This is a genomic window from Mesorhizobium sp. NZP2077 (genome assembly GCF_013170805.1).
Taxonomy (GTDB): domain Bacteria; phylum Pseudomonadota; class Alphaproteobacteria; order Rhizobiales; family Rhizobiaceae; genus Mesorhizobium.
Genome location: NZ_CP051293.1, coordinates 2494445 through 2520961, shown reverse-complemented (window position 1 = coordinate 2520961; position 26517 = coordinate 2494445). Strand labels below are relative to the sequence as shown.

Annotated in this window: 28 protein-coding genes and 2 pseudogenes; 18 read left to right on the top strand and 12 right to left on the bottom strand. The window is 62.4% G+C overall.

Going from position 1 to position 26517, the window contains the following annotated elements; all coding sequences use genetic code 11:
• Window positions 1-72: 72 nt before the first annotated feature.
• Together HGP13_RS12300 and HGP13_RS12295 are read left to right on the top strand one after the other, a co-directional pair.
• Complete coding sequence (locus HGP13_RS12300; RefSeq protein ID WP_172225327.1) at window positions 73-1347, top strand: MFS transporter; 1275 nt, start codon at window positions 73-75, stop codon at window positions 1345-1347.
• 156 nt (window positions 1348-1503) lie between these two features.
• On the top strand, window positions 1504-2253 hold the full coding sequence (locus tag HGP13_RS12295; RefSeq protein WP_172225325.1) for an SDR family oxidoreductase: 750 nt from the start codon (window positions 1504-1506) through the stop codon (window positions 2251-2253).
• 59 nt (window positions 2254-2312) lie between these two features.
• Here HGP13_RS12295 and HGP13_RS12290 read toward each other — a convergent pair whose 3' ends face one another.
• Window positions 2313-3170, bottom strand: a complete 858-nt coding sequence (locus HGP13_RS12290) for an alpha/beta hydrolase (RefSeq protein WP_172225323.1) — start codon at window positions 3168-3170, stop codon at window positions 2313-2315.
• A 149-nt stretch (window positions 3171-3319) separates the two neighbouring features.
• On the opposite strand from HGP13_RS12290, the gene HGP13_RS12285 reads away from it, so the two are divergent.
• The 10 genes and pseudogenes from HGP13_RS12285 (at window position 3320) to HGP13_RS12240 (ending at window position 11869) form a co-directional block, all read left to right on the top strand.
• A complete protein-coding gene (locus HGP13_RS12285; RefSeq protein ID WP_172225321.1) occupies window positions 3320-3760 on the top strand; it encodes a MarR family transcriptional regulator in 441 nt (146 codons plus the stop codon).
• 339 nt (window positions 3761-4099) lie between these two features.
• Window positions 4100-5131, top strand: a complete 1032-nt coding sequence (locus HGP13_RS12280; protein ID WP_172225319.1) for a glycosyltransferase — start codon at window positions 4100-4102, stop codon at window positions 5129-5131.
• Entirely contained in the window at window positions 5128-6072 is a 945-nt protein-coding gene (locus HGP13_RS12275) for a hypothetical protein (RefSeq protein ID WP_246707340.1), read from the top strand. The genes HGP13_RS12280 and HGP13_RS12275 overlap by 4 nt, the downstream gene beginning before the upstream one ends.
• Before the next feature lie 205 nt (window positions 6073-6277).
• Window positions 6278-6919 (top strand): 50S ribosomal protein L25/general stress protein Ctc, encoded by a 642-nt coding sequence (locus HGP13_RS12270; protein WP_172225317.1) that lies wholly within the window; start codon window positions 6278-6280, stop codon window positions 6917-6919.
• Between the two features lie 23 nt (window positions 6920-6942).
• A complete protein-coding gene (gene pth, locus HGP13_RS12265) occupies window positions 6943-7665 on the top strand; it encodes an aminoacyl-tRNA hydrolase (protein ID WP_172225315.1) in 723 nt (240 codons plus the stop codon).
• Window positions 7666-7760: 95 nt separating this feature from the next.
• Entirely contained in the window at window positions 7761-8864 is a 1104-nt protein-coding gene (ychF, locus tag HGP13_RS12260) for a redox-regulated ATPase YchF (RefSeq protein ID WP_172225313.1), read from the top strand.
• Window positions 8864-9673: pseudogene (locus HGP13_RS12255) on the top strand (APH(3') family aminoglycoside O-phosphotransferase). Before ychF ends, HGP13_RS12255 begins: the two are co-directional and overlap by 1 nt.
• Window positions 9674-9832: 159 nt before the next feature.
• On the top strand, window positions 9833-10807 hold the full coding sequence (gene corA, locus HGP13_RS12250; RefSeq protein ID WP_172225310.1) for a magnesium/cobalt transporter CorA: 975 nt from the start codon (window positions 9833-9835) through the stop codon (window positions 10805-10807).
• A gap of 124 nt (window positions 10808-10931) precedes the next feature.
• Window positions 10932-11402 carry a MaoC family dehydratase gene (locus HGP13_RS12245; protein WP_172225307.1) on the top strand — a complete coding sequence of 157 codons (471 nt, stop codon included), beginning with the start codon at window positions 10932-10934 and terminating at the stop codon, window positions 11400-11402.
• The gene (locus HGP13_RS12240; protein ID WP_172225304.1) at window positions 11399-11869 is read left to right on the top strand and encodes a MaoC family dehydratase; all 471 of its coding nucleotides are present in this window, start codon (window positions 11399-11401) and stop codon (window positions 11867-11869) included. Before HGP13_RS12245 ends, HGP13_RS12240 begins: the two co-directional genes overlap by 4 nt.
• 255 nt (window positions 11870-12124) lie before the next feature.
• Here HGP13_RS12240 and HGP13_RS12235 read toward each other — a convergent pair whose 3' ends face one another.
• Window positions 12125-12670 (bottom strand): adenine phosphoribosyltransferase, encoded by a 546-nt coding sequence (locus HGP13_RS12235; protein ID WP_027044041.1) that lies wholly within the window; start codon window positions 12668-12670, stop codon window positions 12125-12127.
• Between the two features lie 384 nt (window positions 12671-13054).
• Here HGP13_RS12235 and HGP13_RS12230 point away from each other — a divergent pair, with 384 nt between their 5' ends.
• Window positions 13055-13552 (top strand): hypothetical protein, encoded by a 498-nt coding sequence (locus HGP13_RS12230; RefSeq protein WP_172225301.1) that lies wholly within the window; start codon window positions 13055-13057, stop codon window positions 13550-13552.
• A 132-nt stretch (window positions 13553-13684) separates the two neighbouring features.
• Here the strand turns inward: HGP13_RS12230 and HGP13_RS12225 are convergent, their stop codons facing one another.
• The 4 genes from HGP13_RS12225 to petA all read right to left on the bottom strand — a co-directional run bounded on the left by HGP13_RS12225 (window position 13685) and on the right by petA (window position 17325).
• Window positions 13685-14380: a phosphatase PAP2 family protein gene (locus HGP13_RS12225; RefSeq protein ID WP_172225298.1), complete on the bottom strand. Its 696-nt coding sequence runs from the start codon at window positions 14378-14380 to the stop codon at window positions 13685-13687.
• A 132-nt stretch (window positions 14381-14512) separates the two neighbouring features.
• Window positions 14513-15379, bottom strand: coding sequence for a cytochrome c1 (locus HGP13_RS12220; protein WP_172225295.1), 867 nt, complete (start codon window positions 15377-15379; stop codon window positions 14513-14515).
• Between the two features lie 27 nt (window positions 15380-15406).
• Entirely contained in the window at window positions 15407-16747 is a 1341-nt protein-coding gene (locus HGP13_RS12215) for a cytochrome b N-terminal domain-containing protein (protein ID WP_172225292.1), read from the bottom strand.
• A gap of 17 nt (window positions 16748-16764) precedes the next feature.
• Window positions 16765-17325, bottom strand: a complete 561-nt coding sequence (petA, locus tag HGP13_RS12210) for a ubiquinol-cytochrome c reductase iron-sulfur subunit (protein WP_172225289.1) — start codon at window positions 17323-17325, stop codon at window positions 16765-16767.
• Between the two features lie 315 nt (window positions 17326-17640).
• Here petA and HGP13_RS12205 point away from each other — a divergent pair.
• Window positions 17641-17966: pseudogene (locus HGP13_RS12205) on the top strand (cupin domain-containing protein).
• Window positions 17967-17969: 3 nt separating this feature from the next.
• On the opposite strand, the gene HGP13_RS12200 reads toward HGP13_RS12205, so the two are convergent.
• Genes HGP13_RS12200 through HGP13_RS12180 form a run of 5 tightly spaced genes read right to left on the bottom strand, consistent with a single transcriptional unit; the run spans window position 17970 to window position 23147 of the window.
• A complete protein-coding gene (locus HGP13_RS12200) occupies window positions 17970-18281 on the bottom strand; it encodes a DUF6665 family protein (protein ID WP_172225286.1) in 312 nt (103 codons plus the stop codon).
• 1 nt (window position 18282) lies between these two features.
• On the bottom strand, window positions 18283-18789 hold the full coding sequence (locus tag HGP13_RS12195) for a GNAT family N-acetyltransferase (protein WP_246707339.1): 507 nt from the start codon (window positions 18787-18789) through the stop codon (window positions 18283-18285).
• Between the two features lie 4 nt (window positions 18790-18793).
• The gene (locus tag HGP13_RS12190) at window positions 18794-20677 is read right to left on the bottom strand and encodes an ABC transporter ATP-binding protein (RefSeq protein ID WP_172225280.1); all 1884 of its coding nucleotides are present in this window, start codon (window positions 20675-20677) and stop codon (window positions 18794-18796) included.
• Window positions 20674-22560: an ABC transporter ATP-binding protein gene (locus HGP13_RS12185; protein WP_172225277.1), complete on the bottom strand. Its 1887-nt coding sequence runs from the start codon at window positions 22558-22560 to the stop codon at window positions 20674-20676. The genes HGP13_RS12190 and HGP13_RS12185 overlap by 4 nt, the downstream gene beginning before the upstream one ends.
• 29 nt (window positions 22561-22589) lie before the next feature.
• Window positions 22590-23147, bottom strand: coding sequence for a hypothetical protein (locus HGP13_RS12180; protein WP_172225274.1), 558 nt, complete (start codon window positions 23145-23147; stop codon window positions 22590-22592).
• A 284-nt stretch (window positions 23148-23431) separates the two neighbouring features.
• On the opposite strand from HGP13_RS12180, the gene HGP13_RS12175 reads away from it, so the two are divergent.
• Together HGP13_RS12175 and soxR are read left to right on the top strand one after the other, a co-directional pair.
• Window positions 23432-23890, top strand: a complete 459-nt coding sequence (locus HGP13_RS12175) for a tRNA (cytidine(34)-2'-O)-methyltransferase (protein WP_172225271.1) — start codon at window positions 23432-23434, stop codon at window positions 23888-23890.
• Window positions 23891-24018: 128 nt separating this feature from the next.
• The gene (soxR, locus tag HGP13_RS12170) at window positions 24019-24489 is read left to right on the top strand and encodes a redox-sensitive transcriptional activator SoxR (protein ID WP_172225268.1); all 471 of its coding nucleotides are present in this window, start codon (window positions 24019-24021) and stop codon (window positions 24487-24489) included.
• Window positions 24490-24583: 94 nt separating this feature from the next.
• On the opposite strand, the gene HGP13_RS12165 is transcribed toward soxR, so the two are convergent.
• Window positions 24584-24841 (bottom strand): hypothetical protein, encoded by a 258-nt coding sequence (locus HGP13_RS12165; RefSeq protein WP_027030665.1) that lies wholly within the window; start codon window positions 24839-24841, stop codon window positions 24584-24586.
• Window positions 24842-25004: 163 nt separating this feature from the next.
• On the opposite strand from HGP13_RS12165, the gene hemF reads away from it, so the two are divergent.
• A complete protein-coding gene (hemF, locus tag HGP13_RS12160; RefSeq protein ID WP_172225265.1) occupies window positions 25005-25919 on the top strand; it encodes an oxygen-dependent coproporphyrinogen oxidase in 915 nt (304 codons plus the stop codon).
• 192 nt (window positions 25920-26111) lie between these two features.
• Window positions 26112-26297, top strand: a complete 186-nt coding sequence (locus HGP13_RS12155; RefSeq protein WP_027044022.1) for a DUF1059 domain-containing protein — start codon at window positions 26112-26114, stop codon at window positions 26295-26297.
• Window positions 26298-26517 lie beyond the last annotated feature (220 nt).

Genomic DNA, 26517 nt, shown 5'->3' with positions numbered 1-26517 from the left:
AGAAGTCGCGCTGCAAGCAGCCTATAAGGCAACCGTCCCTAAGGCGGCCGCACCGCCAGATTGCCTGCGGGCATGCCCGCCAAAAAGACCACGGAGCCACCCTTGACCGATACGACAGCCGCCAGCGTCGCGCCGCCAGCGCCCGCCAGTCACGCTTCAGCCCAGGCGACGGCCTTCACCGTCATCCTGGCGGTGAGCTTCTGCCACTGCATCAACGACATCATGCAGTCGCTGCTATCGGCCATTTATCCCTTGCTGAAAGAGAATTACGGCCTCGATTTCTGGCAGATCGGCCTGTTGACCTTCACCTTCCAGGTGACCGCCTCGCTGCTGCAGCCGGTAATCGGCATGGTCACCGACAAGCGACCGATGCCCTATTCCCTGCCCTACGGCATGGCCTCATCGCTGATCGGCCTGGTCGTACTGGCCTATGCCGGGCACTACTATCTGCTGCTGATCGGCGCCTCTCTGATCGGCATCGGCTCGGCGATCTTCCATCCGGAATCCTCGCGCATCGCACGCTTCGCCTCGGGCGGCCGGTTTGGCCTGGCGCAATCGCTGTTCCAGGTCGGCGGCAATTTCGGCCAGTCGATGGGCCCGCTTCTGGCCGCCTTCATCGTCGTGCCCTTCGGCCAGACCAGCATCGCCTGGTTCGCTGTCGGCTCGCTGATCGGCATCGTCGTCTTGTGGCAGGTCGGCGGCTGGTACAGCCGGCTGCGCGCCGCGCAAGGCACCCGCAAGGCGGCTAGCTTCGTCTCGCCCTTCCCGCGCCGCAAGGTGATGAACGCATTGATCGTGCTGACCCTCCTGGTGCTGAGCAAGAACGCTTACATCGCCAGCCTCGCCAGCTACTACACCTTCTATTCCATCCATAAGTTCGGCGTGTCGGTGCAGATGTCGCAGATCATGCTGTTCCTGTTCCTCGGCGCCTCGGCACTGGGCATCCTGCTCGGCGGCCCGTTCGGCGACCGCTACGGACAGAAGGCGATGATCTGGTTCTCGATCGTCGGCGTGCTGCCCTTCACGCTGGCGCTGCCCTACGCCAACCTGGAATGGACGATGGTGCTCACCGTGCTTATCGGCCTCATCCTGTCTTCGGCCTTCTCCAACATCGTCGTCTTCGCGCAGGAACTGGTGCCGGGGCGTGTCGGCATGATAGCCGGCATCTTCTTCGGCTTCGCCTTCGGCATGGGCGGCATCGCGGCCGCCGTGCTCGGCGTCGTCGCCGACATGAAGGGCATCGATTTCGTCTTCCAGATCTGTTCGTATCTGCCGTTCCTGGGACTGCTGACGGTGTTCCTGCCCAACATGAAGGAAGCCCGGAAGGCTCAGGCAGCGATCGGCTAAAATCAGCTGATCTTCCGATTTGACACGAGGGCGTGGCGGCAGCCGCGCCCTCGACGATTCTTTCGTCACACGCCGGGTAAAAAGCCTGTTAGGAAATACTCGTCACTGACGGCAGGGCTTCCAACGAAGCGCTCCGAGTCAAGAAAGGCGATCGTCATGTCCAGACTCAAAGGCAAGGTCGCGCTGATTACGGGCGGCACCAGCGGCATCGGCCTGGTGACGGCGCGACGCTTCATCGAGGAAGGCGCGCGCGTCGCCATCACCGGCACCAATGCGGGCCGCCTCGAGGAGGCACGCAATGTCTTGGGCGGCGATGTGCTCATCATCGCCGCCGATGCCGGAGACGCAGCGGCCCAAAACGACATCGCACGGCAGATCGGGGAAACCTTCGGCAAGCTCGACGCTCTCTTCCTCAACGCCGGCATCGCCGATCTGCGTCCGCTTGGCGACTGGACCGAGGCGGCCTTCGACAGGAGCATCGATATCGACCTCAAGGGGCCGTACTTCCTGGTGAAGGCGCTCGTTCCGCTGTTTTCGAACCCGTCGTCGATCATCCTCAGCGGCTCGGTCAACGCGCATATGGGAATGGCCGGAACGCACGTCTATGCGCTGGCCAAGGCCGGCATGATCTCGCTGGCGCGAACGCTCTCGGGCGAACTGATAGGGCGCGGTATTCGCGCCAATGTGATCAGCCCGGGCCCGATCGACACACCGCTCAACGACAAGCTTGGACTGGACCCGGAAGCGGCGAAGGCGCGCGCGAAAGCGGTGGTCGGCCTGGTGCCCGCCGGCCGTTTCGGAACCGCCGAGGAAATAGCCAACGCCGTGGTGTTTCTGGCCTCGGACGAATGCCCGTTCATGGTTGGTGCGGAAATGCTGATCGACGGCGGCCTGAGCATCGCCTGACACCCGCATACGAAAGCACCCGCCAGATGGCGGGTGCTTTGTCTGTCCAGCGGAAAGCCTTACGCCTTGAAGAAGGCCAGCAGGTCGGCGTTGATGATTTCGGCATGGGTTGTCGCCATGCCGTGCGGAAAGCCCTTGTAGACCTTGAGCTCGCCCTTCTTGAGCAACTTGATCGACAGCAGCGCCGAATCGGCGATGGGGACGATCTGGTCGTCGTCGCCATGCATGACCAGCACCGGCACGTCGATCGCCTTCAGATCCTCGGTGAAGTCGGTTTCCGAGAAGGCCTTGATGCAATCATAATGCGCCTTGGTGCCGCCCATCATGCCCTGGCGCCACCAATTGTCGATGACGCCCTGCGAAACCTCGGCGCCCGGACGATTGAAACCGTAGAACGGACCGGCCGGAACGTCGCGGAAGAACTGGGCGCGGTTGGCCGCCTGGGCGGCGCGGAAGCCGTCGAAGACCTCGATCGGCAGGCCGCCGGGATTGGCAGCAGTCTTGAGCATGATCGGCGGCACAGCCCCGATCAGCACCGCCTTGGCGACACGGCCGCCTGAGCCGTACGTCGCGACATAACGCGCCACCTCGCCGCCGCCGGTCGAATGGCCGACATGGATGGCGTTCTTGAGGTCGAGATGCGCGGCAAGTTCCGCCACATCGGCGGCGTAAGTGTCCATCTCGTTGCCGATATCCGTCTGGGTCGAACGGCCATGGCCGCGCCGGTCATGGGCGATGACGCGGTAGCCTTGCGCCAGGAAGAACAGCATCTGGGCGTCCCAGTCGTCGCTGCTCAACGGCCAGCCATGATGGAAGACGATGGGCTGACCGGTTCCCCAGTCCTTGTAGAAAATCTGCGTGCCGTCCTTGGTGGTGATCGTGCCGCTGCCGGAGCCGGACTTTGTCTGCGAAGCCATCTCAATCTCCTCTGATTGCCTCTCGCGATAAACAATATCACGATATCGATATGGCTAACGCAGGTCGAGGGCCTTGTCTACAAAAATATATATCGCGATATCATTTTTCGTGGTACATATTTCGTGCTTAATCGGCAAAGGAATGCGTCGTGCCTCTCCCGTTGGACAATCAGCTCTGCTTCACGCTCTACGCCACCTCGATGGCGATCAACCGCACCTACAAGCCGATGCTGGACGAGATGGGGATCACCTATCCGCAATATCTCGTGCTCAACGCACTTGCCGAGGCCGACGGCATGTCGGTCGGCACGATCGCGCAGAGGCTCGCTTTGGAATCGAGCACCATCACACCGCTGGTGAAGCGCATGGAACAGGCTGGTCTGGTCACCCGCCAGCGCAGCCAGACCGACGAGCGCCAAGTGCAGGTCGACCTGACATCAGCCGGGCGCGCGCTGCTTACCCAGTGCAACTGCCTGAACGAGACCTTGATCGAGCGCTCGGGCATGACGCTGGCACAACTTGATGCGCTGAACCGCCAGATCCAGGCGCTGCGTGATGCGCTGAATGGGGATCTGGCCGACACCAGCTGAAGCTTGGGTGCCTCGGCGCGGCTTAAACTGCGCTCGCGCGGCGCCAAGGTCAACATCAATCAATCGCGCCGTCTTTTCGTGGGGAGGATGCAGCGCCAAAGCGGATTGAGCTTGCGTCATGGCAACGTCGACGGCTTGGCGAGGGCGGTCCAGTCACTCGCAGCACTCGTTGCACGGACTTGCCACCAAATGGGAGCGAAATGCTTCCTTCGTTCGCCCTCTAGTGTGCAGGCTGGCACAAAACGAATCCGGACATGATGATCCGTGGGAGTTGACCTATAGGCTCTCTGTCCTGCTATAGCCTATGGCGCGAGCAATGCTGCGGCAAAGGTGAGATGTATGGGTGTCAACAGCCCCAAGATAAGCGGCTTCGTCATAACCTACAACAGTGGAGAAATTCTCAAGACTTGCTTGCGTTCCTTGCGATTCGTCGATGAGCTCATTGTCGTCGACAAATCATCCACCGACGGTTCCGCTGCTGCTGCCGCCGGCTTTGCCGACAAAGTCATCTCCGTGCCCTGGTCGCCCTTGCCCACCGAGACGCGGTTTGTCGCCTTCGACGCCTGTTCACACGACTTCATACTCTATCTCGATCATGACGAATGCCTCAGCGTCGAAGCCATTCGCTGGATAAGGGAAAATGCCGGCTCCCACCCGGCTGGCGTGTTTCGCTTCCCCAAGCGCGAATACATTATGGGTCGCCACGACGATGATGCCTATTACTGGCCGTCCTACAATGTGCGCGCCTTTCGCCGCGGCGCTGCCGAATTCGTTTCGAAGCTGCATGAAGAGGTCGGACGAATAACGGGCGAGGTCTGCGATGTCCCGCATGATGGAGGCGTGTGCATCCACAATTTGTCGCATCGGGATGCGCATCAATGGATTGAAAAAACCAATCGCTATACGAGCGAGCGAGACAGGGTCTCGTTCTTCGACGCCAACACCCCTTTGGAGACCTTCGGGCACAAGCGCATAGCGTACTGGCTGGCTCAATCCAGGTCGCGGTCGGACTATGTTGTCGCCACCGCGCTGCTGCGGGCGGTCTACGACATAGTGGACCGTGTAAAACTATGGGAAGCGCAGGATGGCCTTAATGGCGACGCGGCATTCGCCGCCGTCTGCTCGGAATTGGAGGCAACCTACGATATTGCCGAACGGGCGAAGCTCTGGGAGGCCCGCGGTGGGCCTGAGGAGGAGGCGATATTCGCCGCCGTCCGCAAGGAGATGGAAGCATTTCATGACCCGTTGAGGTCCGACCGCCGCCAAACGTCGGCGCAAGCCGCCGGACAGAAGGTTCGACCGAAGCCGGCATCCCGGCTCAAAAAGACCTTGAAAAAGATTCGCGCGCGCTTGACGGGAAAAAGGCGTTGACGCTGGAAAACGGCGCGCCTGGATCCGCCATGCACTTGCAGCCGCTTCGTGTCTTGACCCTGATGGCGCGTCACGGGACCGACAAGTATCCGACCGCTTGGCAGGACTTGCGCGCTATGTTCGCCGACCAGATGCCGGACGTTGCGCATCGCGTGCTCGTGATCGACAATGCGCTGCCAGTCGGTCACGGCTCCGATCTCGACCGCGGGGTCGAACTGATCGGCGCGTCGAACGACGATTGGGAGTTCTCGGCGTGGGACGGCGGTATCAATCATACCGGCGCCAAACTTCATCATTTTGATCTGGTTCACTTGGCCACTTCGGCTTTCGCGGCATCCGCATCCGACCATCTCAAATTGATGGATGATGGCTTGTTGCGGTCGTTCCTTGACCTACAAGGGGCGCTGGGCTGCATTGATTTTCACGGCGAGGCCATCTCGATTTTCGGAATCCCTTCGCAGGCCTGGCTCCGCAGTTCGTTCATCCTGATGCAGCCGCGGCAACTCAGCGGCCTGGGATCTTTGGCAAGCGTCAGCTGGAACGCGCCGATTTTCAGCGGCAACCCCCGGCGGCCCTTCCGTGATGACGCTCCGATCTCAAAGGGATATCAGCAGTTTTTGCTGCGTTGGCTCACCGGCGACAGAGACGGCAACGGGCCAGTCTGGCATTCAAGGTTCGATCTTACGCCTGAAACGCTGCCGTTTTTCGAAAGCAAGGCCCGGGCTATTGTCAATGAGCAGATGCTCACCAACCGGTTGCTGGCCAATGGCTGCGCGCCTGTCGACGTGACATGGCTGGCGCGGAAGGCTCGGGCCACGGGCACGCAATCCCAGAATGATATTCCGGACTGGCGCGTGCAGGTCAGCTACCGAGCGCGGCCCAAACGCACTTTGACCCAAAAGCTCCGCCACCGGTTGTCCAAACTTATGTCGTGGCAATGATGCCTGCCATCGCTGGTTGCCGCCGCAGGCATGGCCAGCCCAACCGCTTGCACCTGTGGCCGCCTTCCGCTATAGAGCCGCCACCCGCGTAGACACCCTTGGAGGCAACGCGGCGGAAGGCCGCCTCACCCGGCGGCTTTCGACGTTTACGGTCCAGGCGCACTGCCCGCCGCGAACGCTCCAGAACAAACCGAAAGGAAATGCCATGAGCCACGACACTTACGAGCTCAAGGCCGAAGCACGCGAACAGGTCGGTAAGGGGTCCGCCCGTGCAGTTCGCCGCAACGGTAAAGTGCCTGCAGTAATCTATGGTGACAAGCAGCCTCCCCTGGCTATCGCGCTCACCTACAAGGACATCTACTACAAGATCCACGGCGGCGGGTTCCTGACCACGATCGCCACGATCGATGTCGACGGCAAGAAGATCCAGGTCCTGCCGAAGGACTTCCAGCTCGACCCGGTCAAGGATTTCCCTGTCCATGTCGACTTCCTGCGCATCGGCAAGGACACCGAAGTCAACGTCGACGTGCCTGTCCACTTCATCAATGAGGACAAGTCGCCCGGCATCAAGCGCGGCGGCGTGCTCAACATCGTGCGTCACGAAGTCGAGTTCCACTGCCCGGCCAATGCGATCCCGGAATTCATCACCGTCGATCTCACCGGCGCCGACATCGGCGACTCGATCCATATCTCGGCGGTCAAGCTGCCGGCCGGCGTCAAGCCGGTCATCTCCGATCGCGACTTCACCATCGCGACCATTGCCGGCTCGTCGGCGATGAAGCCGGAGACGGAAGAGACGGTCGAAGCGGCTGCACCTGAAGCGGCTCCTGCCGCCGAAGAGAAGTAACTCTTTCCCGCCCGGAGTAGACGATGCTTGTCTTTGCAGGCCTCGGCAATCCGGGCGCGAAATACGCTGGCAACCGGCACAATGTCGGTTTCATGGCGGCGGACGCAATCGCCCGCCGCCATTCCTTTTCGCCCTGGTCGAAGAAATTCCAGGGCCTGATTTCAGAAGGCACGCTCGGCGGCGAGAAGATCGTCCTGATCAAGCCGCAAACCTTCATGAACCTGTCCGGCCAGTCGGTCGGCGAAGCGTTGCGCTTCTACAAGCTCGACCTTTCCGCGCTCACTGTCTTCTATGACGAGATCGATCTCGCCGAAGGCAAACTGCGCATCAAGACCGGCGGCGGCGCCGGCGGCCATAACGGCATCCGCTCGATCGACGGCCATGTCGGCAACGCCTATCGCCGCGTGCGCATCGGCGTCGGCCATCCCGGCGTCAAGGAGATGGTCCAGCATCACGTACTCGGCGACTTCGCCAAGGCCGACCGCGAATGGCTCGATCCCTTGCTCGACGCGATCGCCGACAACGCCGACATGATCGTCAAGGGCGACGAATCCGGCTTCATGAACAAGGCCGCCCTCGCCGTCCAGGGCAAGGCCGCGCCCGAGCCGGAAAAGCCGGCGCAGAAGCAGGTTCCAAAACAGCAGAGCCACATCCGCCAGGCACGCCCGCAGCAGGCGCCCGCCAAGCTGCCGGAATCCGGCCCGATGGCCGCCATGCTGAAGAAACTGTTCGGCAACAAGGACTGAGCGCGCACGCATGCGGCCTTACAGGGCTTGACGTTGATCACCCCTATCGCCCATAGCCCTCATCAAATTTCGCTTTTCCCGATAGGACCGACACAATGGGTTTCAAATGCGGCATCGTTGGCTTGCCCAACGTCGGCAAGTCGACGCTCTTCAACGCGTTGACCAGGACGGCGGCGGCGCAGGCCGCCAACTATCCGTTCTGCACCATCGAACCGAACACCGGCGAGGTCGCGGTGCCCGATCCGCGCCTGCAGAAGATCGCCGCGGTCGCCAAGTCGAAGGAGATCATCCCGACCCGCATCTCCTTCGTCGACATTGCAGGCCTCGTGCGCGGCGCCTCGAAGGGCGAAGGGCTGGGCAACCAGTTCCTCGCCAACATCCGCGAGGTCGACGCCATCGTGCATGTGCTGCGCTGCTTCGAAGATGACGACATCACCCATGTCGAGGGTCGCATCGACCCAGTCGCCGACGCCGAGACGGTCGAGACCGAGCTGATGCTCGCCGACCTCGACAGCCTCGAGCGCCGCATCGTCCAGATCCGCAAGCGGGCCTCGACCAAGGACAAGGAAGCCACCACCGTCCTGCCGATGATGGAGGCCGCACTCGAGCTGCTGCAGGCCGGCAAGCCGACCCGTATCCTGCTCAAGGGCATTTCGGCCGAAGATTTGCGCATCCTGCAGGGGCTGAACCTTTTGACCTCGCATCCCGTGCTCTATGTCTGCAACGTCGCCGAAGCCGATGCCGCCACCGGCAACGAGCACACCCAGGCCGTGGAAAAGATGGCCACCGCGCAGGGCGCCGGCACCGTGGTGATCTCGGCCGCGATCGAGGCCGAAGTCGCCCAGCTCAGCGATGAAGAAGAAATGGAATTCCTGTCCTCGCTCGGGCTCGACGAACCTGGCCTGAACAAGGTCATCCGCGCCGGCTACGATCTGTTGCATCTCATCACCTATTTCACCGCCGGGCCGAAGGAAACGCGCGCCTGGACGATCCACAAGGGCGACAAGGCCCCGCAGGCCGCCGGCGTCATCCACACGGATTTCGAACGCGGCTTCATCCGCGCCCAGACCATCGCCTACATCGACTACATCACGTTGGGTGGCGAAGTGGCCGCCAAGGAAGCCGGCAAGGCACGTGACGAAGGCAAGGAATATGTCGTCCAGGACGGCGACGTCCTGCTGTTCAAGTTCAACACGTGATGCAACGGGCGGCCGACGATATCCAGCCACTCCCTGGAATCGGTCTGCCGCATGAGCTGCGCCGGCTGCTCTCCGGCTATCGCTGGCACCGCCAGACCATCGGCCGGTCACAGGCCGGCGTGTTCCGGCTGGTGGCCGACGGTGAACCGGCCCTGTTCCTGAAGTGCCAGCTGAGCCGACCTTTTGCCGAACTCGCCGATGAAGCCGCGCGGCTGCGCTGGCCTGCCGGACAAGGCGTCGCCTGCCCTGATGTGATCGCCCTGGAAAGCCATGCCGGCCACGACTGGCTGCAGATGTCGGCCGTCGCCGGCGCGGACGTTGCAACGGTGTCGATTGATCCAGCTGACGTCATCGACATCATGGCCAGTGCGCTGCGCGAACTGCATGCGCTCGACGTCCGCTCCTGTCCCTTCGACCATCGCCTTGACCGACGGATCGCAGTGGCGCGGGCCCGCATGGATGCCGTCCAGGTCGACGAAAGCAATTTCGATGAAGAACGGCAGGGCTGGACCGCCGCGAAGGCCTTCGCCGCGCTTGAGGCGCTCAGGCCGGCGACCGAGGATCTTGTCGTCACCCATGGCGATGCCTGCTTGCCGAATTTCATGGCGGCAGAAGGCCGTTTCAGCGGCTTCATCGATTGCGGCCGGCTGGGCGTCGCGGATCGCCATTAGGATCTGGCGCTCGCCTGCTGGAGTATCCGCTACAACATCGGCGAGACCTGCATAGAGCCGTTTTTCAAACGCTACGGGCCGACGGAAGCCGAGCCGGCGAAGCTTTCCTGGTACCGGCTCCTCGACGAGTTTTTCTGAGTGGCCGATGCCGGCTCGGCGGCATCCCGGGCTTGTCTTGATTTTGTCATGCCACAGGTCTAAGCGGCAGGCACACGCTCGGCGCATGCTACGAAGCGCTGCGCAATCCGACACCAGCGTCAATCTGAACAAACCTTATCTGGCAGGGGAGATCTGGCGATGATCAAGGCATTTGTCGTGGACAATGATCGCCTGCGCGTCGTCGACGACCTGCTGGCGGATAGCGACAGGGTCGTCTGGGCCGACCTGATCAACCCGACCAAGGACGAGGACGCCACCATCGAAAGCTGGCTCGGTGTCGCCATCCCGACCCGCGAGGAGATGGAGGAGATTGAGATTTCCAGCCGTCTCTATATCGAGGACGGCGCCTACTTCATGACCGCCACTCTGCCCGCCCAGACCGAAGTCGATGATCCGCTGATGTCGCCGGTCACCTTCGCGCTCGCCGGCAACAGGCTGATCACCATCCGCTATCATGAACCCAAGGCCTTCAAGACCTTCCCACTGCGCGCCGAGAAGGTGGCGACCGGCTGCACCAGCGGCGACACCATCCTGATCGGCCTGCTGGAGGCGATCGTCGACCGCCTGGCCGACATCCTCGAGCGCGCCGGCCGCGACATCGAGGCAATTTCGCGCGACATTTTCCAGGCACGCTCTACCAAGGTGTCGAAGCGCAACCGCGACTTCCAGGAACTGCTCAAAGCCATCGGCCGCAAGGAGGACATCGCCTCGTCCGTGCGCGACAGCCTGATCTCGCTGCAGCGCCTTGCCGGCTTCCTCGCCCATGTCGCCACCCAGACCAAGATGAGCAAGGACGTCCGCGCCCGCATCAAGACCTTGTCGCGCGACGTGCTGTCGCTCGCCGACCATGCCACCTTCCTGTCGCAAAAGATCTCTTTCCTGCTCGACGCCACGCTCGGCATGATCTCGATCGAGCAGAACGCCATCATCAAGATCTTCTCGGTCGCCGCCGTCATTTTCCTGCCGCCGACGCTGGTCGCCTCGATCTACGGCATGAATTTCGACATCATCCCGGAGCTCAAATGGCAGCTCGGCTATCCCTTCGCCATCGGCCTGATGATCCTGTCGGCGATCCTGCCCTTCTGGTATTTCCGCCGCCGCGGCTGGCTCTGACCGCTGCCGCCGGTGCCGGCTGCCTCACGCTGGCTCACCAGAAAGGACTTGACCAAATCGCGCGCTGCCTGCATCCGGGTTCGCCGATCCATGCGGATCGCGCGTTCTGCAGGGATGCCAGACCATGACCGCAAAGACATGGGCCTATGAGGATTTTGTCGAGGGCGCCTCGTTCGACCTCGGCACGAAAGAGGTGAGCGCGGCTGAGATCGTCGAGTTCGCCAGCGAATTCGACGCCCAGCCGATGCATCTCGAAGAGGAGGCCGGCAAGGCCAGCATCCTGGGCGGCCTGTCGGCTTCGGGCTGGCACACCTGCGCCATGTTCATGCGCATGCTGTGCGATGCCTTCCTTTTGGACTCCACCTGCCAGGGAGCGCCCGGCGTCGATCAGGTCAGGTGGAAGAAACCGGTTCTGGCCGGCGATACGCTCAAAGGCAGCCTGGTTGTCCTGGCCAAGCGCCTGTCCCGCTCGAAGCCGCAACTCGGCTTTGTCACCATGCGCAGCGAGCTGGTCAACCAACGTGGCGAAAGCGTCTTCGAGCTTGAGAATTCCGTCATGTTCCTGACGCGTGATGCCGCGGGGAATGCGGCATGACCCTGGACGAATTCTTCCGCATCGGCACCACGGTGACGCTGGGCTCGCACACATTCGAGGCCGAGGCGATCAAGGCGTTCGCCCGCAAATACGACCCGCAGATCTTCCATATCGACGAAGAGGCCGCCAGGAAGAGCGTGCTCGGCGGGCTCTGCGCCTCCGGCTGGCACACAGCCGCCACCTGGATGAAACTCAACCTCGAAGCCGGCATGGACGCCGAGGGCGCCAACTGGAACGGCCCCGGCCCGATGCCCGAATTTGGCCCCTCGCCCGGCTTCAAGAACCTGAAATGGCTGAAGCCCGTCTATGCGGGTGAGACCGTCACCTTCACGCGCACAGCGGTTTCCCACCGCCCGATCTCATCACGCCCCGGCTGGCGGCTGCTGGCGCTGCGCTGCGAGGCTTTCGCCGCGACCGGCGACAAGGTGCTCGAGTTTGAGAGCGCCGTGCTGGTGAAGACGGAGTAGCAGTGCCTCTTCCTTCTCCCCTTGTGGGGTGAGAAGCGGTCCGCGTTAGCGGACGAAAAGCCAACTGCTTGGCTTTTCGAGCTTCGAACGCCGTGAGCCTGCGAAGGGCGGGGGTGGCTGATCCACCCTTGCCGGGTCCCCGCTGCTTCGCAGCGTCCCGGCGTTCGCCGCCTTTCATCGTGCCACTGGCACGATGAATTCGCCTTCGGCGAGCCGGCTGCTCACCCCACAAGGGGAGAAGGAAGAACCGCTCCCTCAATGCCCCTCAAACCCAATCAGCGTCCTCACCGGCACCCCCAGCGCCTCAAGTTTCTTGCGCCCACCGAGATCCGGCAGGTCGATAACAAAACAGGCCGCCAGAATATCGGCGCCAATCTGGCGCAGCAGCTTCACCGCCGCTTCCGCGGTGCCGCCGGTGGCGATCAGATCGTCGACCAGGATCACCTTCTCACCGGGGGCAACGCCGTCCTTGTGCATCTCCATCTCGTCCAGCCCGTATTCCAGGCTGTAGGCGACGCGCACCGTCTCATAGGGCAGCTTGCCCTTCTTGCGGATCGGCACGAAACCGGCCGAAAGCTGGTGCGCGACGGCGCCGCCGAGGATGAAGCCGCGCGCCTCGATGCCGGCGATCTTGTCGATCTTCTGCCCGGCATAGGGGTGCACCAGCTCGTCGATGGCGCGGCGAAAGGCGCGCGCATTGCCGAGCAGCGTGGTGATGTCGCGAAACAGGATGCCGGGCTTCGGATAGTCCGGAATGGTGCGGATCGACGCCAGCAGCGTGTCTTCGAGCGAAGGTTTCATGAGGCGGCTCTCCGGGTGATCCAGTTTCGGCGGACAGATGTGAAACGCTGCCTGGGCCAATCGTAGCCCGGTGCGGCCGACAACGGCTAGCGCGATGTCGCGCCCGAGACAAGCGCATCCGGCAAAGGATTGGACTGGCCGCTGCAGTGATTTTCCGCGCTGATGCCGTCTGCCACGGCTGCGTCCTGCTCTGCTGATTATCGGAAGCGGTTCCCGCGCCACAATTGTCCGATCGAGTTGCAGCCCATCAACTTCACAACCAGTCCGATCTCGACCCGCATCTGTTTGAGCGCCTCCCTATGCCAAAGGACGTGTTGCCGAACTTTCGCGTAGGGGTAAAAAGGGGGCCTGAAGCGCCCCTTCCCGTCGAACCATGGTCGCTACATGACCCATCTTCTGCGAAAAATACTGACCGCCACTATGGCAACCTCGCTCCTGAGCTGGGCGCCGGCAGCCGTCTCCGCTGCCGAGCAGGCCAGTTGGACGGTCGTGCTACACCCGACAGATTTGGTGGTCGGCGACGCACTTGGACAATTGCATACGCATCGACAATGGATCACTGGATTCGACAAACGGTCAGGCGTGTTCGAGGTCGCTCTGCGCAGGAAGGCAATCGCGATTTCGGCGCCGCGCTGTCGGATGGACTATCTGATTTTGACGATCCCCGTTTATTACCCTGAAAATCCGAAGCAGGCATCCGTCCGCGAGCGTCGCGTCGTCTATGATGCTCTCGTCGCACTGCAGGCGAAGGGCAAAGGCAGCGCAACTGTTGCCGTTGAAGCGCCTGAACCTCTCTCTCGCCTGGGAAAACGAGGTATCGAGCTTGTTGCCTGCAACCTGTACTTTGCCTTTCCAATATCGGTGCAGGTGTCGGCGCAATGAGCCGTTGCCGGCTTCAGTCTCCTGGAGCCCTTTACGCGAGAGGAAGAGAAACTGACGTCCCGGCTGGCGCGCGCAGAGAAGCACCCCAGAGCGCGTCGCATGAATCCGCTCCGACGCGACGCGCTTTGGGACTTACATTCCGAGATCGGAACGCAGCTCGGCCCTGGCCACTTCGTACTCGGCCTTGAAGTCGTCCCGGTTGAGCAGGACCGCGGCAATGACGCTGCCGGAAATCTTGCCCATCTCGACGTCGGACGCATAGTGGATACCGCCAACCTCGCGGTTGTGGGCGTATTCGGCCGCGCGCGCCATGATCTCGGCGCGCTTCTCCGGAACCATGTCGGCAAGGATGATGCCCATCATGGTGCCGACGGTGGCGTGGCCGGACGGCCAGGAGCCGGAACTCGACAGCTTGACCGCCGGCTTGACGAGATCGCTGAGCTGGTGCGGACGCGGGCGTTTCCAGACATCCTTGGCCGGATCGACGACAGCGCCTTCGGTCTCGACGATGCGATCGAAAAAGGCGCTGAACTTCGGCAGCTTCTCCTTGGTGAAATTCGGCCCCATGACATTGGCGAAGCGCCAGACATTCTCCTCCGCATCGGCAACCGAGCTGGCCACCATCTCGGGCGTGCGCGTCACTTGCGCCGTCAGCACTTCGCCGAGCTCGGCCTTGGTCTGCGCCGAATCATTCGCCGGCGGCGGCGGCAGGATCATCGTCAGGTCGACATCCCTATTGGTGAAGAAAGGCTTTGCGTCTTCGGCCTGGGCGGCCGAGCCGATGACCAGCAGCAGCAGACCCGCGGCGAGCGATGCATATCTCCTCATGGGCGCAATCCTTAGTTTGAGAATGCCGCAGGATCACCAGATGCGGTGACGGCCATGTGACATCACCGCCTCCGAAACGCGAAAGGGCGCCTCGAGGCGCCCTTTCGTAGTCCTGTGCAGCTTTGGCGCGATTTAGTGCGCCACGCCTTCCCACACCTTGCGCTTGACGAGGTAGACCAGCGCACCGAACACCAGCAGGAAAAACAGCACGTTGACGCCAGTCTTCTTGCGGGCTTCCATGTGCGGCTCGGCCGCCCACATCAGGAAGGTTGCCACGTCGCGGGAATACTGGTCGACCGTCTGCGGTGCGCCGTCATCATAGGTCACCTGGCCGTCGGAGAGCGGCTTGGGCATTTTCAGCGACACGCCGGACATGAAGTACGGGTTGTAATGCGTGCCCTCGGGGATGACCATGCCGGCAGGCGGCGTCTGGTCGTAGCCGGTCAGCAGCGAATGGATGTAGTCGGGGCCGCCCGCGTCATACTGGGTGAAAATGTCGAAGACGAACTGCGGAAAGCCGCGCTCGACGCCGCGCGCCTTGGCCAGCAACGACATGTCGGGGGGTGCCGCGCCGCCATTGGCGGCCGCGGCGGCCTCTACATTGGCGAACGGCGCCGGGAAATAGTCCGATGGCTTGCCGGGACGGTCGAACATCTCGCCGGCATCGTTGGGGCCGTCATGGATGGTGTAGGTGGCTGCCAGCGACTTGATCTGCGCATCCGAATAGCCAAGGCCCGTTGGGCCTTCCAGCGTGCGGAACGCCACCATATTCATCGAATGGCAGGCCGAGCAGACTTCCTTGTAGACCTTCAGGCCGCGCTGCAGCTGGCCCTTGTCGTAGGTGCCGAACGGGCCGGTGAAGCTCCAGCTCATCTCCTTCGGCTCGTTGATCGGGAAATGCGTCGGCGCCGCCGCGTTGTGCGCCTCTTCGGCGGCGAAGGCGGCAGTGCCGGCGGCCACAAGGCCGATCAGCGCCAGCGAAGTGAGAATCTTTTTCATGCCAAATCCCCTTAGATTCCCTACCGCTCAGCCCTTGGTCTCTGGCGCGGCCGTGGCGCCCGCCGGATGCCCGCTGCCACCCTTGTTCTTTTCAAGCACCGCCTCGGTGATCGAGTTCGGCAGCCTGCGCGGCGTCTCGATCAGGCCAAGCACCGGCAGCGCGATCAGGAAGAAGCCGAAGTAGAAGAGTGTCGCCGCTTGAGCGTAGCCAACGTAGTTGCCCACGAGCTCACCTGTCAGGAGGGACAACAGACCGCCGCCCTCCGCCGGCTGCGAACCCAGCCACCCAAGCAGGATGGCGTCGGCCACGAACAGCCAGAAGAACAGCTTGTACCAGGGCCGGTAGACCGCCGAGCGCACCTTGGAGGTGTCGAGCCACGGCACCAGGAACAGCATGACGATGGCGCCGAACATGCACAGCACGCCGCCGAGCTTGGAATTGATCGGCCCGATGTTGAAGGTGATGGCGCGCAGGATCGCGTAGAACGGCAGGAAGTACCACTCCGGCACGATATGGGCCGGCGTCTTCAGCGGGTTGGCGACGATGTAATTGTCGGGATGGCCGAGATAGTTCGGCAGGAAGAAGATGAAATAGGCGAAGATGAACAGGAACACGATCATGCCGAACGCGTCCTTGATGGTCGCGTAAGGGGTGAAGGCGACGGTGTCGGTCTTCGACTTGACCTCGATGCCGGTCGGGTTCGACTGGCCGACGACATGCAGCGCCCAGACGTGCAGCACGACGACGCCGGCGATCATGAACGGCAAAAGGTAGTGCAGCGCGAAGAAGCGGTTCAGCGTCGGGTTGTCGACGGCGAAGCCGCCAAGCAGCAACTGCTGGATCCACTCGCCGACCAGCGGAATGGCGCTGAAGAAGCCGGTGATGACGGTGGCGCCCCAGAAGCTCATCTGTCCCCATGGCAGCACGTAGCCCATGAAGCCGGTCGCCATCATCAACAGGTAGATGATGCAGCCGAGGATCCAGAGCAGCTCGCGCGGCGCCTTGTAGGAGCCGTAATAGAGGCCACGGAAGATGTGCATGTAGACGGCGATGAAGAAGAACGAGGCGCCGTTGGCATGCATGTAGCGCAACAGCCAGCCGGAGTTGACGTCACGCATGATCTTTTCGACCGAGCCGAAGGCGAGATTGGTGTCGGCCGTGTAGTGCATGGCCAGCACGATGCCGGTCAGGATCTGCGCCACCAGCATGATCGACAGGATACCGCCGAAAGTCCACAGGTAGTTGAGGTTGCGCGGCACCGGATAGGCGACGAAGCTGTCATAGACCAGTCGCGGCAAAGGCATGCGGGCGTCGAACCAGCGTTCGATACCGGTTTTGGGCGTGTAGGTCGAGTGTCCCTCGCTCATCGAAATGTCCCCCTGCCTCAACCGATAAGGATCTTGGTATCGGAAATGAATTTGAATACCGGCACAGCCATGTTCTCGGGCGCCGGACCTTTGCGGATGCGGCCGGCGGTGTCGTATTGCGAACCATGGCAGGGGCAGAACCAGCCGCCGAAATCGCCTTCCTGGCCGAGCGGAATGCAGCCCAGATGCGTGCAGACCTGAACCATCACCATCCAGGCTTCCTTGCCGGGCGTGGTGCGGTTGGCGTCGGTCGCCGGCGCATCGGCAGGCAGATTGGCGTTGCGGGCGATCGGATCCTTGAGATCGGAGAGATTGACAGCCTCGCCGTCTTTCATTTCCTTTTCGGTGCGGTTGCGCACCACGACCGGCTTGCCGCGCCATTTGACGATCAGCGAACTACCAGGCGTCAGCGAGGCGACATCGACCTCGACCGAAGCAAGCGCCAGCGTCGAGGCATCGGGGCGCATCTGGTCGATGAACGGCCAGGCGAAGGCACCGGCGCCGACCACGGCGGCCATGCCCGTGGCGACATAAAGAAAATCTCGACGATTGGGATCGTGGATGTCGGTTGCGCTCACGGGTGCCTGATCCTTTCGCCTCTTCCGCGCCGGTGGCCGAGCCTTGTTCCCCGCTCAATCACGCCAACCCGACAGCGCATGGCGAACAGGCTAGCGAATTCCTCCGGCATTTGGACTTCGGTTTATGCGTGAAGCCCGTTTTTGTCCAGACGGGTCAAGGCACAAGGGCAGATTGTCGCGGGGACAAAATCCCCTATTGCCCGGCGGGACGGGGAATGGCCGCAAAAGGCGGCTAAACAACCGGGAAATATCAGCAAAATCCGAGGCTCCAGCTTGCCTCGACACAGGGCGCCGGTGTGATCTGTCCTCCCAGGCATGGCACACGTCATAGACCGTGAGGAATGGGCCGTCCGCTCCGACCACTGGAAGGGCGAATTGCAAGGCGGTGCCTACGGCTCTAACTCCTGCCTGATCTTCAACTATCTGCCTGATGAAGGCGGCGGCCCGCGGCTGAGATCTTCATCATCCGCCAGGGTACCGGCCTGTTCACCGTCGGCGACCAGGAAATCGAGGCTTCCGCCGGCCAGATCGTCATCGTGCCGCCCCACACGCCGCACAAATTCACCAATCTCGGCCCGGGCCCGCTGGAAACCACTGACATTCATGAGAACGGCAAGTTCATCACCGAATGGCTCGAATGATCCTTACATCGCTCCCAACCGGACAAGCACCGCCTTGGGTATGCCATACTCGCGGATGACGGCCTCGTGCCTGCGCAGGCCGCAAAGTTCGCGCTGGATGAAATAGGCGTGCACGGCCGCGGCAGCCTCCTTGAGAAGCCGGGGACGCAGTTCCTCGTCTGCATTGTCGCTTAGCCGAGCCAGCGTTTCCTCGACCTTTTGGCCGGCCCGGCCGAGTGCCGCCGCCTTCTCGGCCAGGATTTCATGGCCGAGCGCATCAAAGGCGGCTTCGGCGGCCGACGAGCCGGTGAGTTGAGATGGCGGACGCAAGGACATTTCAACTCTCCTTCCCGAACACCAAGCGGTGGGTGACGAATTCTTCGCCTGCCACGCGCTGAAAGCCAAGCCTTTCATAGAAGCCGTAGGCTTCCGGCGGGGCGCGGGTGTTCAACACCGCGAAATACTGGCAGGCCCGATCGATGACGGTCTCGACCAGCATGCGGCCAAGGCCGGCACGGCGGTGAGGCGCGCTGACGAACAGGTGCCGGACCCGGCCCTGATCTCTGCCCTCGAAATAAGGATCGATGTTCAGCCCGCAGACACCGGCGAGGTCCCGGCCATGCCATGCCCCATAAAGCGCCTCGCCCCGCTTCAGGAACTTGTTGCGGCCGCCAGAGTTGTGACCGCTTGACCAGCCATCCGCTAGGCGCACCAGCATCCAGTAGCCTTCCAGCCGGCTCTCGTCCTTCAGCCTGTCGAAGGCCGGCGTGGTCGGCCGGAGCCGCCTGATCTCATAACCGATCTCCGGGCCAATCTCTGGGCTGGTCTCTGGCGTCCCGCCCATGCGCCTACTCCGCCGGCCGCGTCTCTTCGAGCACGCTTTCCTCGTGATAGAGGAAGCCGCCGGACTGTCGCTTCCACAACCGCGCATAGAGCCCGTCGAGCGCCACCAGCTCGTCATGCGTGCCTTGCTCGACGATGCGGCCACCGTCCAGCACGACGAGGCGGTCGAGTGCGGCGATCGTCGACAGCCGGTGGGCGATGGCGATGACCGTCTTGTTCTCCATCAGCCTGGTGAGGTTCTCCTGGATCGCCGCCTCGATGTCGGAATCGAGCGCCGAGGTTGCCTCGTCGAGGATCAGGATCGGCGCGTCCTTGAGGAAGACACGCGCGATCGCCACGCGCTGGCGCTGGCCGCCCGACAGTTTCACGCCGCGCTCGCCGACAAAGGCTTCGTAGCCGGTGCGATCCCGGTTGTCGCGCAGGCCCAGGATGAAGTCATGTGCCTCGGCCTTCCCAGCTGCTGCGATCACCTCGGCGTTTGTCGCGTCGGGCATGCCGAGCTTGATGTTGTCGCGCAGCGAGCGGTGGAACAAGGCAGTGTCCTGGCTGACGACGCCGATATTGGCGCGCAGCGAATTCTGCGTGACTTGGGCAACGTCCTGGCCATCGATGGTGATGGACCCGCTTTCCAGGTCGTAGAGCCGCAGGATCAGATTGGCGAGCGTCGTCTTGCCCGCACCCGATGGCCCGACCAGCCCGACCTTTTCGCCCGGCTTGACGACGAGGTCGATGCCGTTCAGCACGCCGAACCCCTTGCCGTAGTGGAACTCGACATTTTTCACGTCGATGCGCCCGCCGGCAACGACAAGCTCCCTGGCATCGGGCGCGTCGATGAGCCCGAGCGGCTGCGAGATCAGCGCCTTGGAGTTCTCCAGCACGCCAAGGTTCCGAAGAATGCCGTTGAGCTGCATCATCACCCGGCCAAGCAGCATGTTGAGCCGTAGCACCAGCGACAGTGTGAAGGCGACCGCGCCGACGGTGATCGAGCCCTCCACCCAGAGATAGACGGCAAAACAGCCGATCGCCGTGATCACTATGCCCGACAGCGTCGTCAGCGCCATGCGCACGCCGGTGAGCCGGCGGGTGAAGGGCCGCAGCGCGTCGAGATAGATGTCGAAGCCGTTGCGGATGTAATGGTCGTCGCCGTCGGCCGAGAACAGCTTCAGCGTCTGCACGTTGGAATAGGAATCGACGATGCGGCCATTGATCATCGAGCCTGCTTCGGCCGTGGCCTCCGCATGCTTGCGGATCGCCGGCAGATAGAGTTTTGCCAACCAGCCGAAGGCTGCGATCCAGATCACCACCAGCGCCGCCAGCCGCCAGTCAAGGCTGGCGACCAACGCCAGTGTCGTCACCGTGTAGATAAGCATGAACCAGATGACTTCGATGAAGCTTTCCATCAGGTCGCCGGTGGCCTGCCCCGCCTGCCAGACTTTCGTCGCGATGCGGCCGGCGAAATCGTTCTGGAAGAAGGCGTAGGATTGGCGCGACACATGCCGGTGCGCCTGCCAGCGCACCAGATTGTAGAAGCCGGGCGTGATCGTCTGCTCGTCGACCAGCGCCGAGAGCCCGACGACGATGGTGCGGATGACCAGCACCACCGCGATCATGAACACCAGTTCGGGGCCGGCAGCGGTCCACAGCGCATGCCAGCTGCGCTCGCCGGGAAGCTGGTCGAGAATATCGACCAGCCGCCCGACGAAATAGAACAGGCCTGCCTCGACCAGCGGCGCGATGCCGCCGATGACCAGCATGGCGAAGAAGGCGAATTTCGCCTGGCCGACATAGTGCCAGAGAAACCCGCCGACGCTCGACGGCGGCCGAAGATTCGCCGGCTCCCTGAACGGATAGACCCAGTTCTCGAACCAGCGATAAACGGCTGTCATCATTCCGCGGCTTGGCCCTTTGCCATTGCGTCGTTGGCGATTTCGGCCGGGATGTCTTCGAGCAGGAACCCGCCCGACTGGCGCTGCCAGAGTTGGGCGTAGAGCCCGCCCTTGGCGACCAGTTCGTCGTGCGAACCCTCCTCGATGACCCGACCCTGGTCCATCACCACGAGCCTGTCCATCGCCGCGATGGTCGACAGACGGTGGGCGATGGCGATGACGGTCTTGCCTTGCATGAGCTTGTAAAGATTCTCCTGGATGGCCGCTTCCGCCTCGGAATCCAGCGCCGACGTCGCCTCGTCAAGGATAAGTATCGGCGCATCCTTCAACATAACGCGAGCAATGGCGATGCGTTGCCGCTGGCCGCCGGACAATTTGACGCCACGGTCCCCGACATAGGCGTCGAACCCCTTGCGGCCACTGCCATCCGAAAGTCCGCCGATGAAGTCCAGCGCCTCGGCGCGCCGTGCCGCCTCAACCAGCATCTCGTCAGAAGCATCGGGCCGGCCGTAGAGGATGTTCTCGCGCACCGAACGATGCAGCAGTGACGTGTCCTGCGTGACCATGCCGATCTGGGCGCGCAGCGAATCCTGCTTCACGCCGGCGATCTCCTGGCCGTCGATCAGGATCCGGCCGCTTTCCAAATCGTAGAAGCGCAGCAGCAGATTGACCAGCGTCGACTTGCCGGCGCCCGAGCGGCCGACAATGCCGACCTTCTCGCCCGGCTTCACCGCCAGCGACAGGTTTTCGATGACGCCTTTCTGCTTGCCATAGTGGAAGCGGATATCCTCGAAGCGGATCTCGCCCCTGGAAACGACGATCTCCCGCGCATCCGGCCTGTCCTCGACAAGGCGCGGCAGCGAGATCGAGGCGATGCCGTCATGCACCGTGCCGATGTTCTCGAACAGGCCCGACATTTCCCACATGATCCATTGCGACATACCCCACATTCTAAGTACCACGCCGATGACCACGGCGACCGCGCCGATCGTCACCACTTGCCCCATCCACAGCCACAACGAGATGGCGGTGATCGAGAACAGCAACAGTGAGTTCAGGATATAGAGCGTGCCGAAAAGCACCGTCACCAGCCGCATCGACCGATAGACGGTATCGAGAAAGCTCATCATGCCTTCCCTGGCAAAAGTGGCCTCGCGGCGCGCGTGGGAAAACAGCTTGACCGTCTGGATGTTGGAGTAGCTGTCGACGACGCGGCCGGTCATGACCGAGCGCGCATTGGCCTGTTCCTCGCCGACCTTGCCCAGGCGCGGAATGAAAAAGCGCAGCAACAGGATGTAGCCGACCAGCCACACGACCAGCGGCGCCGCCAGCCGCAGGTCGGCAGAACCGACAAGGAACAGCGTGCTGAGGAAATAGACGATGACGTAATTGAGGACGTCGAGCACCTTGATGACGCATTCGCGCACGGCGAGCGCCGTCTGCATCAGCTTGGTGGCGATGCGGCCGGCGAACTCGTCCTGGTAGAAGCTCATCGATTGCTTGAGCAGGTAGCGGTGCACCTGCCAGCGGATGCGCATGGGATAGTTGCCCATCAGCGTCTGCTGGTTGAGCAGCGAATGCAGCCATACCGTGGCCGGCAGCACGAACAGCACGATGAAGGCCATACCGGCGAGCTTCCAGCTTTCCGTCTGCAGGAAGGTCTCGCGGTTCTGCCCCGACAGCCAGTCGACGATCCGGCCGAGAAAGGCGAACATCGACAGCTCGGCGATCGCGATCGCGGCCACCAGGACCGCGTCGACTAGGATATAGGGCCAGGCGCCGCGCGTATAATGCAGGCAGAAGCCCACCAACGTCTTGGGCGGCTCGACCGGTTCCGCTGCCGGGAACGGATCGAGCCTTCTTTCAAACCAGTTAAACAACAACATGGGTCAGTCTCATGAAATCTGTTTTCCGCTCACGCGGCGCGTGAACGTACGAAGTCCCCGGGCCGTGTGGAGCCGAGGGCCGACGGTCCGGAATCATCCGGACCGTCGGCCCTGCTTCGCGCAATATAGGGGCTCGCGGGCTTTTCGCCGACAGGCTCGCTTGCCGATCCTGTCGGTGCGGTGTCGACAAGCCGGATTTTCGCACCCGGCCGGATCAGCCGGATGATCCGGCGCACCAGCGAAGGGCGGCTCAGATCGGGAACCGCGCGCGAGAAATCGACATCCGGCAGCATGCCGCGATGCGGCCGGCGGCGGACCTCGGCGTGAACCGCCGACGAATAGGTTTCACCGATCAGCAGCGCCCAGGTCGCCATCTTCTGGTCGTGCAGACTTCTTGAGCCGGGTATTCTGTAGGGATCGAACATCGGTCCGTCCTCCGTATGAAAATAGAGATGAAAAGGCGAAGCAACATCGTCCGCCGGCATTCGGCCGGAGGCGCGGATTGCGTTGGTCTGGACACGACGCCAAGCATCGGTCTGGACATACTCAGCTCGGGCGTTCAGCCCTTTTGACTTTTTGAAAAACATCGCAGGATTCCTTCGAGAGCCGAAAAATCGTTTCGGCAGGAATCGGTGCGATCAAGTCTTAGAGAGTCAGGAGAATTGTCGTACCGAAACCGCCGGCAGGCAGGTAAGCCCACGAGAGGGGCGCTGGATGTGCATGGTCATCATGAGTTTCCCCTCCATCGGTTCGGGTTGACAATGCTGGCCGTATACCCGACTTCGAAAAAAATGGCCACGCGCAGGTCCCGCAATTTCCAAAACCACGACCCCGCTGTTGCCGATCTGCCACTTATTAGAAGGACGCGGAAATGAACTGTCGTCTCCGCATCGCGCTCTACCAGCCGGACATTGCCGGCAATACCGGGACAATCCTGCGCTTCGCCGCTTGCCTCGGCCTTGGCGTCGATATCATCGAACCGGCCGGCTTTCCGCTCTCCGACAAGGCGCTCAAGCGTGCCGGCATGGACTACCTCGAAATGGCTGCCCTGACCCGGCACATTGACTGGAACGCCTTCGAGGACTGGCGCAAGAAAGACGGGCGCCGGCTGGTGCTGCTGTCGACCAAGGCGACGACCCCCTACACCAGCTTCAGCTTCGCGGACGGTGACATCCTGCTGTTCGGCCGCGAATCCGCAGGCGTGCCGGATGCGGTCCATCAGGCGGCGGATGCGCGGCTGACCATCCCGATGCAGGGCAGCGCGCGCAGCATCAACGTCGCGCTGTCCGTCGCCATGGTGGCGGGCGAAGCCGTCCGGCAGCTCGGCTAGCGGTTCGCCGGCAACTCCGTTTTCCGTCATTCTCACCCAGGCGCACATCGCCTTCTCCTGTCATTTGCCCTATCAACATTTCTTCGCTACAAGCTCAACTTAACTTGAGGTCAAGCGGAAAATCGGAAATGGCTCCAGTAACGGAATTGACGGTCGGCCAGGTGGCCATGCGCAGTGGCGTGGCGGTGTCTGCGCTGCATTTTTATGAGACGCGCGGCCTGATCCGCAGCCACCGCACATCGGGCAACCAGCGCCGTTACGGCCGCGACGTGCTGCGGCGGGTGGCGATCATCAAGGTCGCTCAGGAGGTCGGCATCTCGCTGGCCGAGATCGGCGAGGCACTGGCATCACTGCCCGAGGGCCGCACGCCGACGCGCGACGACTGGAACCTTTTGTCGACCGCCTGGCGCGACGGCCTCGACCACAAGATCGCCCAGCTGAAGAAACTGCGCGACGGGCTGACCGACTGCATCGGCTGCGGCTGCATGTCGATCGACAAATGCCCGCTCCGGAACAAGGGCGACAGGCTGGCAAGGGAAGGCACCGGCGCGAGAAGGTTGGTTTTTCCTTCTCCCCGTTCACGGGGAGAAGGTGCCTGAAAGGCGGATGAGGGGCAGCGCCAGCAAGTGAAGGTTTGCGCTGCCCCTCTCCTGCCTGCCGGCATCCTCTCCCCGTAAACGGGGCGAGGAAATCCTAATCCGCCACCGGCAACCGCCTGATCGTGAACTCGATCAGATCCCCCGGCCGCTCGAACCAGCTTTCGATCTCGGTCCAGTAGGCCTGTTTGGGAAAGCGCTCGAACCATTCCTTGGCCTTGAGCCGCGCGTCCGAGCGCGGCAGCACGAAGGTCTCGCGCAAAAAACCGTCGCGCGGCATGCGTGCGCGTTCGGCACGGCTTTGGTCGAGCCTTTTCTTCAGGCCATCCAGCGGCGGTCTTGCCGGGGTGCGCACGAAACAGCTCCTTGCACCTGGCGCATGACCCCGAAAACCGATTTCGGAAAGGATCATGCGCAAAACCAAAGTGACTTGACCCTGTCCCTCAAGAGATTAGGGATCGCGCCCGGAAAAGACGAGTCTTTTGTCGACTCACCGCCCCGCAACCGGAGACGGCGCTTTGGAACGACCTGAAATACAAGCTGGCCTGCCCGCCGACATCGAAGAGAAGAAGATGAAGGCCCGCCTGTGGTTCGAAGCCTTGCGCGAACGCATCTGCGGCGCCTTCGAGCAGATAGAGCAGGATCTCCAGGGGCCGCTCGCCTCATGGTCGCCGGGCCGGTTCGAAAAGACGCCGTGGGAGCGTGACCAGGGCAAGGGTGGGGGCGGCACCATGTCGATGATGCGTGGCCGGGTCTTCGAGAAGGTCGGCGTCCACACTTCGACCGTTTATGGCGAGTTCTCGCCCGAATTCAGGAAGCAAATGCCCGGCGCCGAGGAAGATCCGCGTTTCTGGGCTTCCGGCATTTCGCTGATCGCGCATCCCTGGAACCCCAACGTTCCGGCCGTCCACATGAACACGCGCATGGTCGTCACCTCCAGGCAATGGTTCGGCGGCGGCGCCGATCTGACGCCGGTGCTCGACCGCCGCCGCACCCAGGACGATCCTGACACCATCGCCTTCCATCGCGCCATGCAATTCGCTTGCGAGAAGAACGCCGAGGTCGCCGACTACCCGAAATTCAAGGCCTGGTGCGACGAGTACTTCTATCTGTCGCACCGCAACGAGCCGCGCGGCACCGGCGGCATCTTCTTCGACTGGCTGCATTCGGGCGAGGACAAAGGCGGCTGGAATGCCGACTTCAACTTCGTCCAGGATGTCGGACGCTCCTTCCTCGTCGTCTACGGCCACCTCGTGCGCGCCAACTTCAACGAGAACTGGACCGACGGCGATCGCGACGAGCAGCTCATCCGCCGTGGCCGCTACGTCGAATTCAACCTGCTGCACGATCGCGGCACCATTTTCGGCCTCAAGACCGGCGGCAACGTCGCGTCGATCCTGTCCAGCCTGCCGCCGGAGGTTCGCTGGCCGTAACATCGGCCAGAGGAATTCCGTCCGGAATTGGCGACATAACGGGCGGTGCACGATGCTTTGATGCAACCAGACCGGCCTTCCCGTGTTATAATATTTGCCCCGCTCACGTCAGGGAATTCAAACTGGAATGCACCGTGAGCCAAGAAAAATGGCGGAGCCCCGACCGGCTCCCCGGAGGAAAGGAGACATCCCATGAAGGAATTTCACTGCGGGTCGCTCGTGCCCGGCTGTGACTGGCACACCCGTGCCGATGAAGAGGCTGAAGTGATGCGCCGTGCCGTCGAGCATATGCGTGAGACGCATGGCGAGACCGTTATCCGCGAGACGATGATCGAGGCGATCCGCTCGCGCATCGAAAAAGTCCGCGACGCCGCTTAGGTTTCGCCCATCTTGGGCTTCGTGGGCGGCGGCAAGCGAACCGCGTCGGCGCTCACCTCTAGGGGTAGAAACGGCTTTGGGTCGCGACGCCCGCGACTCGCGCTTGACGCCATCGCGGTCGCGGCGCGATACATATTTTTTCCGGTCAAAAAATTATATTTGCCTCCGCTAAAGTAAACCCTGCGGTAACCGAACCCGTGCCAATGTCGCGCGGATAATC

Excerpts from the sequence above, each read along its gene's own strand:
- HGP13_RS12220 (WP_172225295.1), bottom strand. The coding sequence starts at position 15,379 with ATGAAAAAGATTCTCACTTCGCTGGCGCTGATCGGCCTTGTGGCCGCC.
- HGP13_RS12225 (WP_172225298.1), bottom strand. The coding sequence starts at position 14,380 with ATGAGGAGATATGCATCGCTCGCCGCGGGTCTGCTGCTGCTGGTCATC.
- HGP13_RS12195 (WP_246707339.1), bottom strand. The coding sequence starts at position 18,789 with ATGGGCGGGACGCCAGAGACCAGCCCAGAGATTGGCCCGGAGATCGGT.
- HGP13_RS12200 (WP_172225286.1), bottom strand. The coding sequence starts at position 18,281 with ATGTCCTTGCGTCCGCCATCTCAACTCACCGGCTCGTCGGCCGCCGAA.
- pth (WP_172225315.1), top strand. The coding sequence starts at position 6,943 with ATGCTTGTCTTTGCAGGCCTCGGCAATCCGGGCGCGAAATACGCTGGC.
- ychF (WP_172225313.1), top strand. The coding sequence starts at position 7,761 with ATGGGTTTCAAATGCGGCATCGTTGGCTTGCCCAACGTCGGCAAGTCG.
- HGP13_RS12155 (WP_027044022.1), top strand. The coding sequence starts at position 26,112 with ATGAAGGAATTTCACTGCGGGTCGCTCGTGCCCGGCTGTGACTGGCAC.
- HGP13_RS12180 (WP_172225274.1), bottom strand. The coding sequence starts at position 23,147 with ATGTTTTTCAAAAAGTCAAAAGGGCTGAACGCCCGAGCTGAGTATGTC.
- HGP13_RS12230 (WP_172225301.1), top strand. The coding sequence starts at position 13,055 with ATGACCCATCTTCTGCGAAAAATACTGACCGCCACTATGGCAACCTCG.
- HGP13_RS12215 (WP_172225292.1), bottom strand. The coding sequence starts at position 16,747 with ATGAGCGAGGGACACTCGACCTACACGCCCAAAACCGGTATCGAACGC.
- HGP13_RS12245 (WP_172225307.1), top strand. The coding sequence starts at position 10,932 with ATGACCGCAAAGACATGGGCCTATGAGGATTTTGTCGAGGGCGCCTCG.
- HGP13_RS12295 (WP_172225325.1), top strand. The coding sequence starts at position 1,504 with ATGTCCAGACTCAAAGGCAAGGTCGCGCTGATTACGGGCGGCACCAGC.
- HGP13_RS12190 (WP_172225280.1), bottom strand. The coding sequence starts at position 20,677 with ATGATGACAGCCGTTTATCGCTGGTTCGAGAACTGGGTCTATCCGTTC.
- HGP13_RS12185 (WP_172225277.1), bottom strand. The coding sequence starts at position 22,560 with ATGTTGTTGTTTAACTGGTTTGAAAGAAGGCTCGATCCGTTCCCGGCA.
- corA (WP_172225310.1), top strand. The coding sequence starts at position 9,833 with ATGATCAAGGCATTTGTCGTGGACAATGATCGCCTGCGCGTCGTCGAC.
- HGP13_RS12240 (WP_172225304.1), top strand. The coding sequence starts at position 11,399 with ATGACCCTGGACGAATTCTTCCGCATCGGCACCACGGTGACGCTGGGC.
- HGP13_RS12270 (WP_172225317.1), top strand. The coding sequence starts at position 6,278 with ATGAGCCACGACACTTACGAGCTCAAGGCCGAAGCACGCGAACAGGTC.
- HGP13_RS12235 (WP_027044041.1), bottom strand. The coding sequence starts at position 12,670 with ATGAAACCTTCGCTCGAAGACACGCTGCTGGCGTCGATCCGCACCATT.
- soxR (WP_172225268.1), top strand. The coding sequence starts at position 24,019 with ATGGCTCCAGTAACGGAATTGACGGTCGGCCAGGTGGCCATGCGCAGT.
- HGP13_RS12280 (WP_172225319.1), top strand. The coding sequence starts at position 4,100 with ATGGGTGTCAACAGCCCCAAGATAAGCGGCTTCGTCATAACCTACAAC.
- HGP13_RS12175 (WP_172225271.1), top strand. The coding sequence starts at position 23,432 with ATGAACTGTCGTCTCCGCATCGCGCTCTACCAGCCGGACATTGCCGGC.
- HGP13_RS12290 (WP_172225323.1), bottom strand. The coding sequence starts at position 3,170 with ATGGCTTCGCAGACAAAGTCCGGCTCCGGCAGCGGCACGATCACCACC.
- HGP13_RS12300 (WP_172225327.1), top strand. The coding sequence starts at position 73 with ATGCCCGCCAAAAAGACCACGGAGCCACCCTTGACCGATACGACAGCC.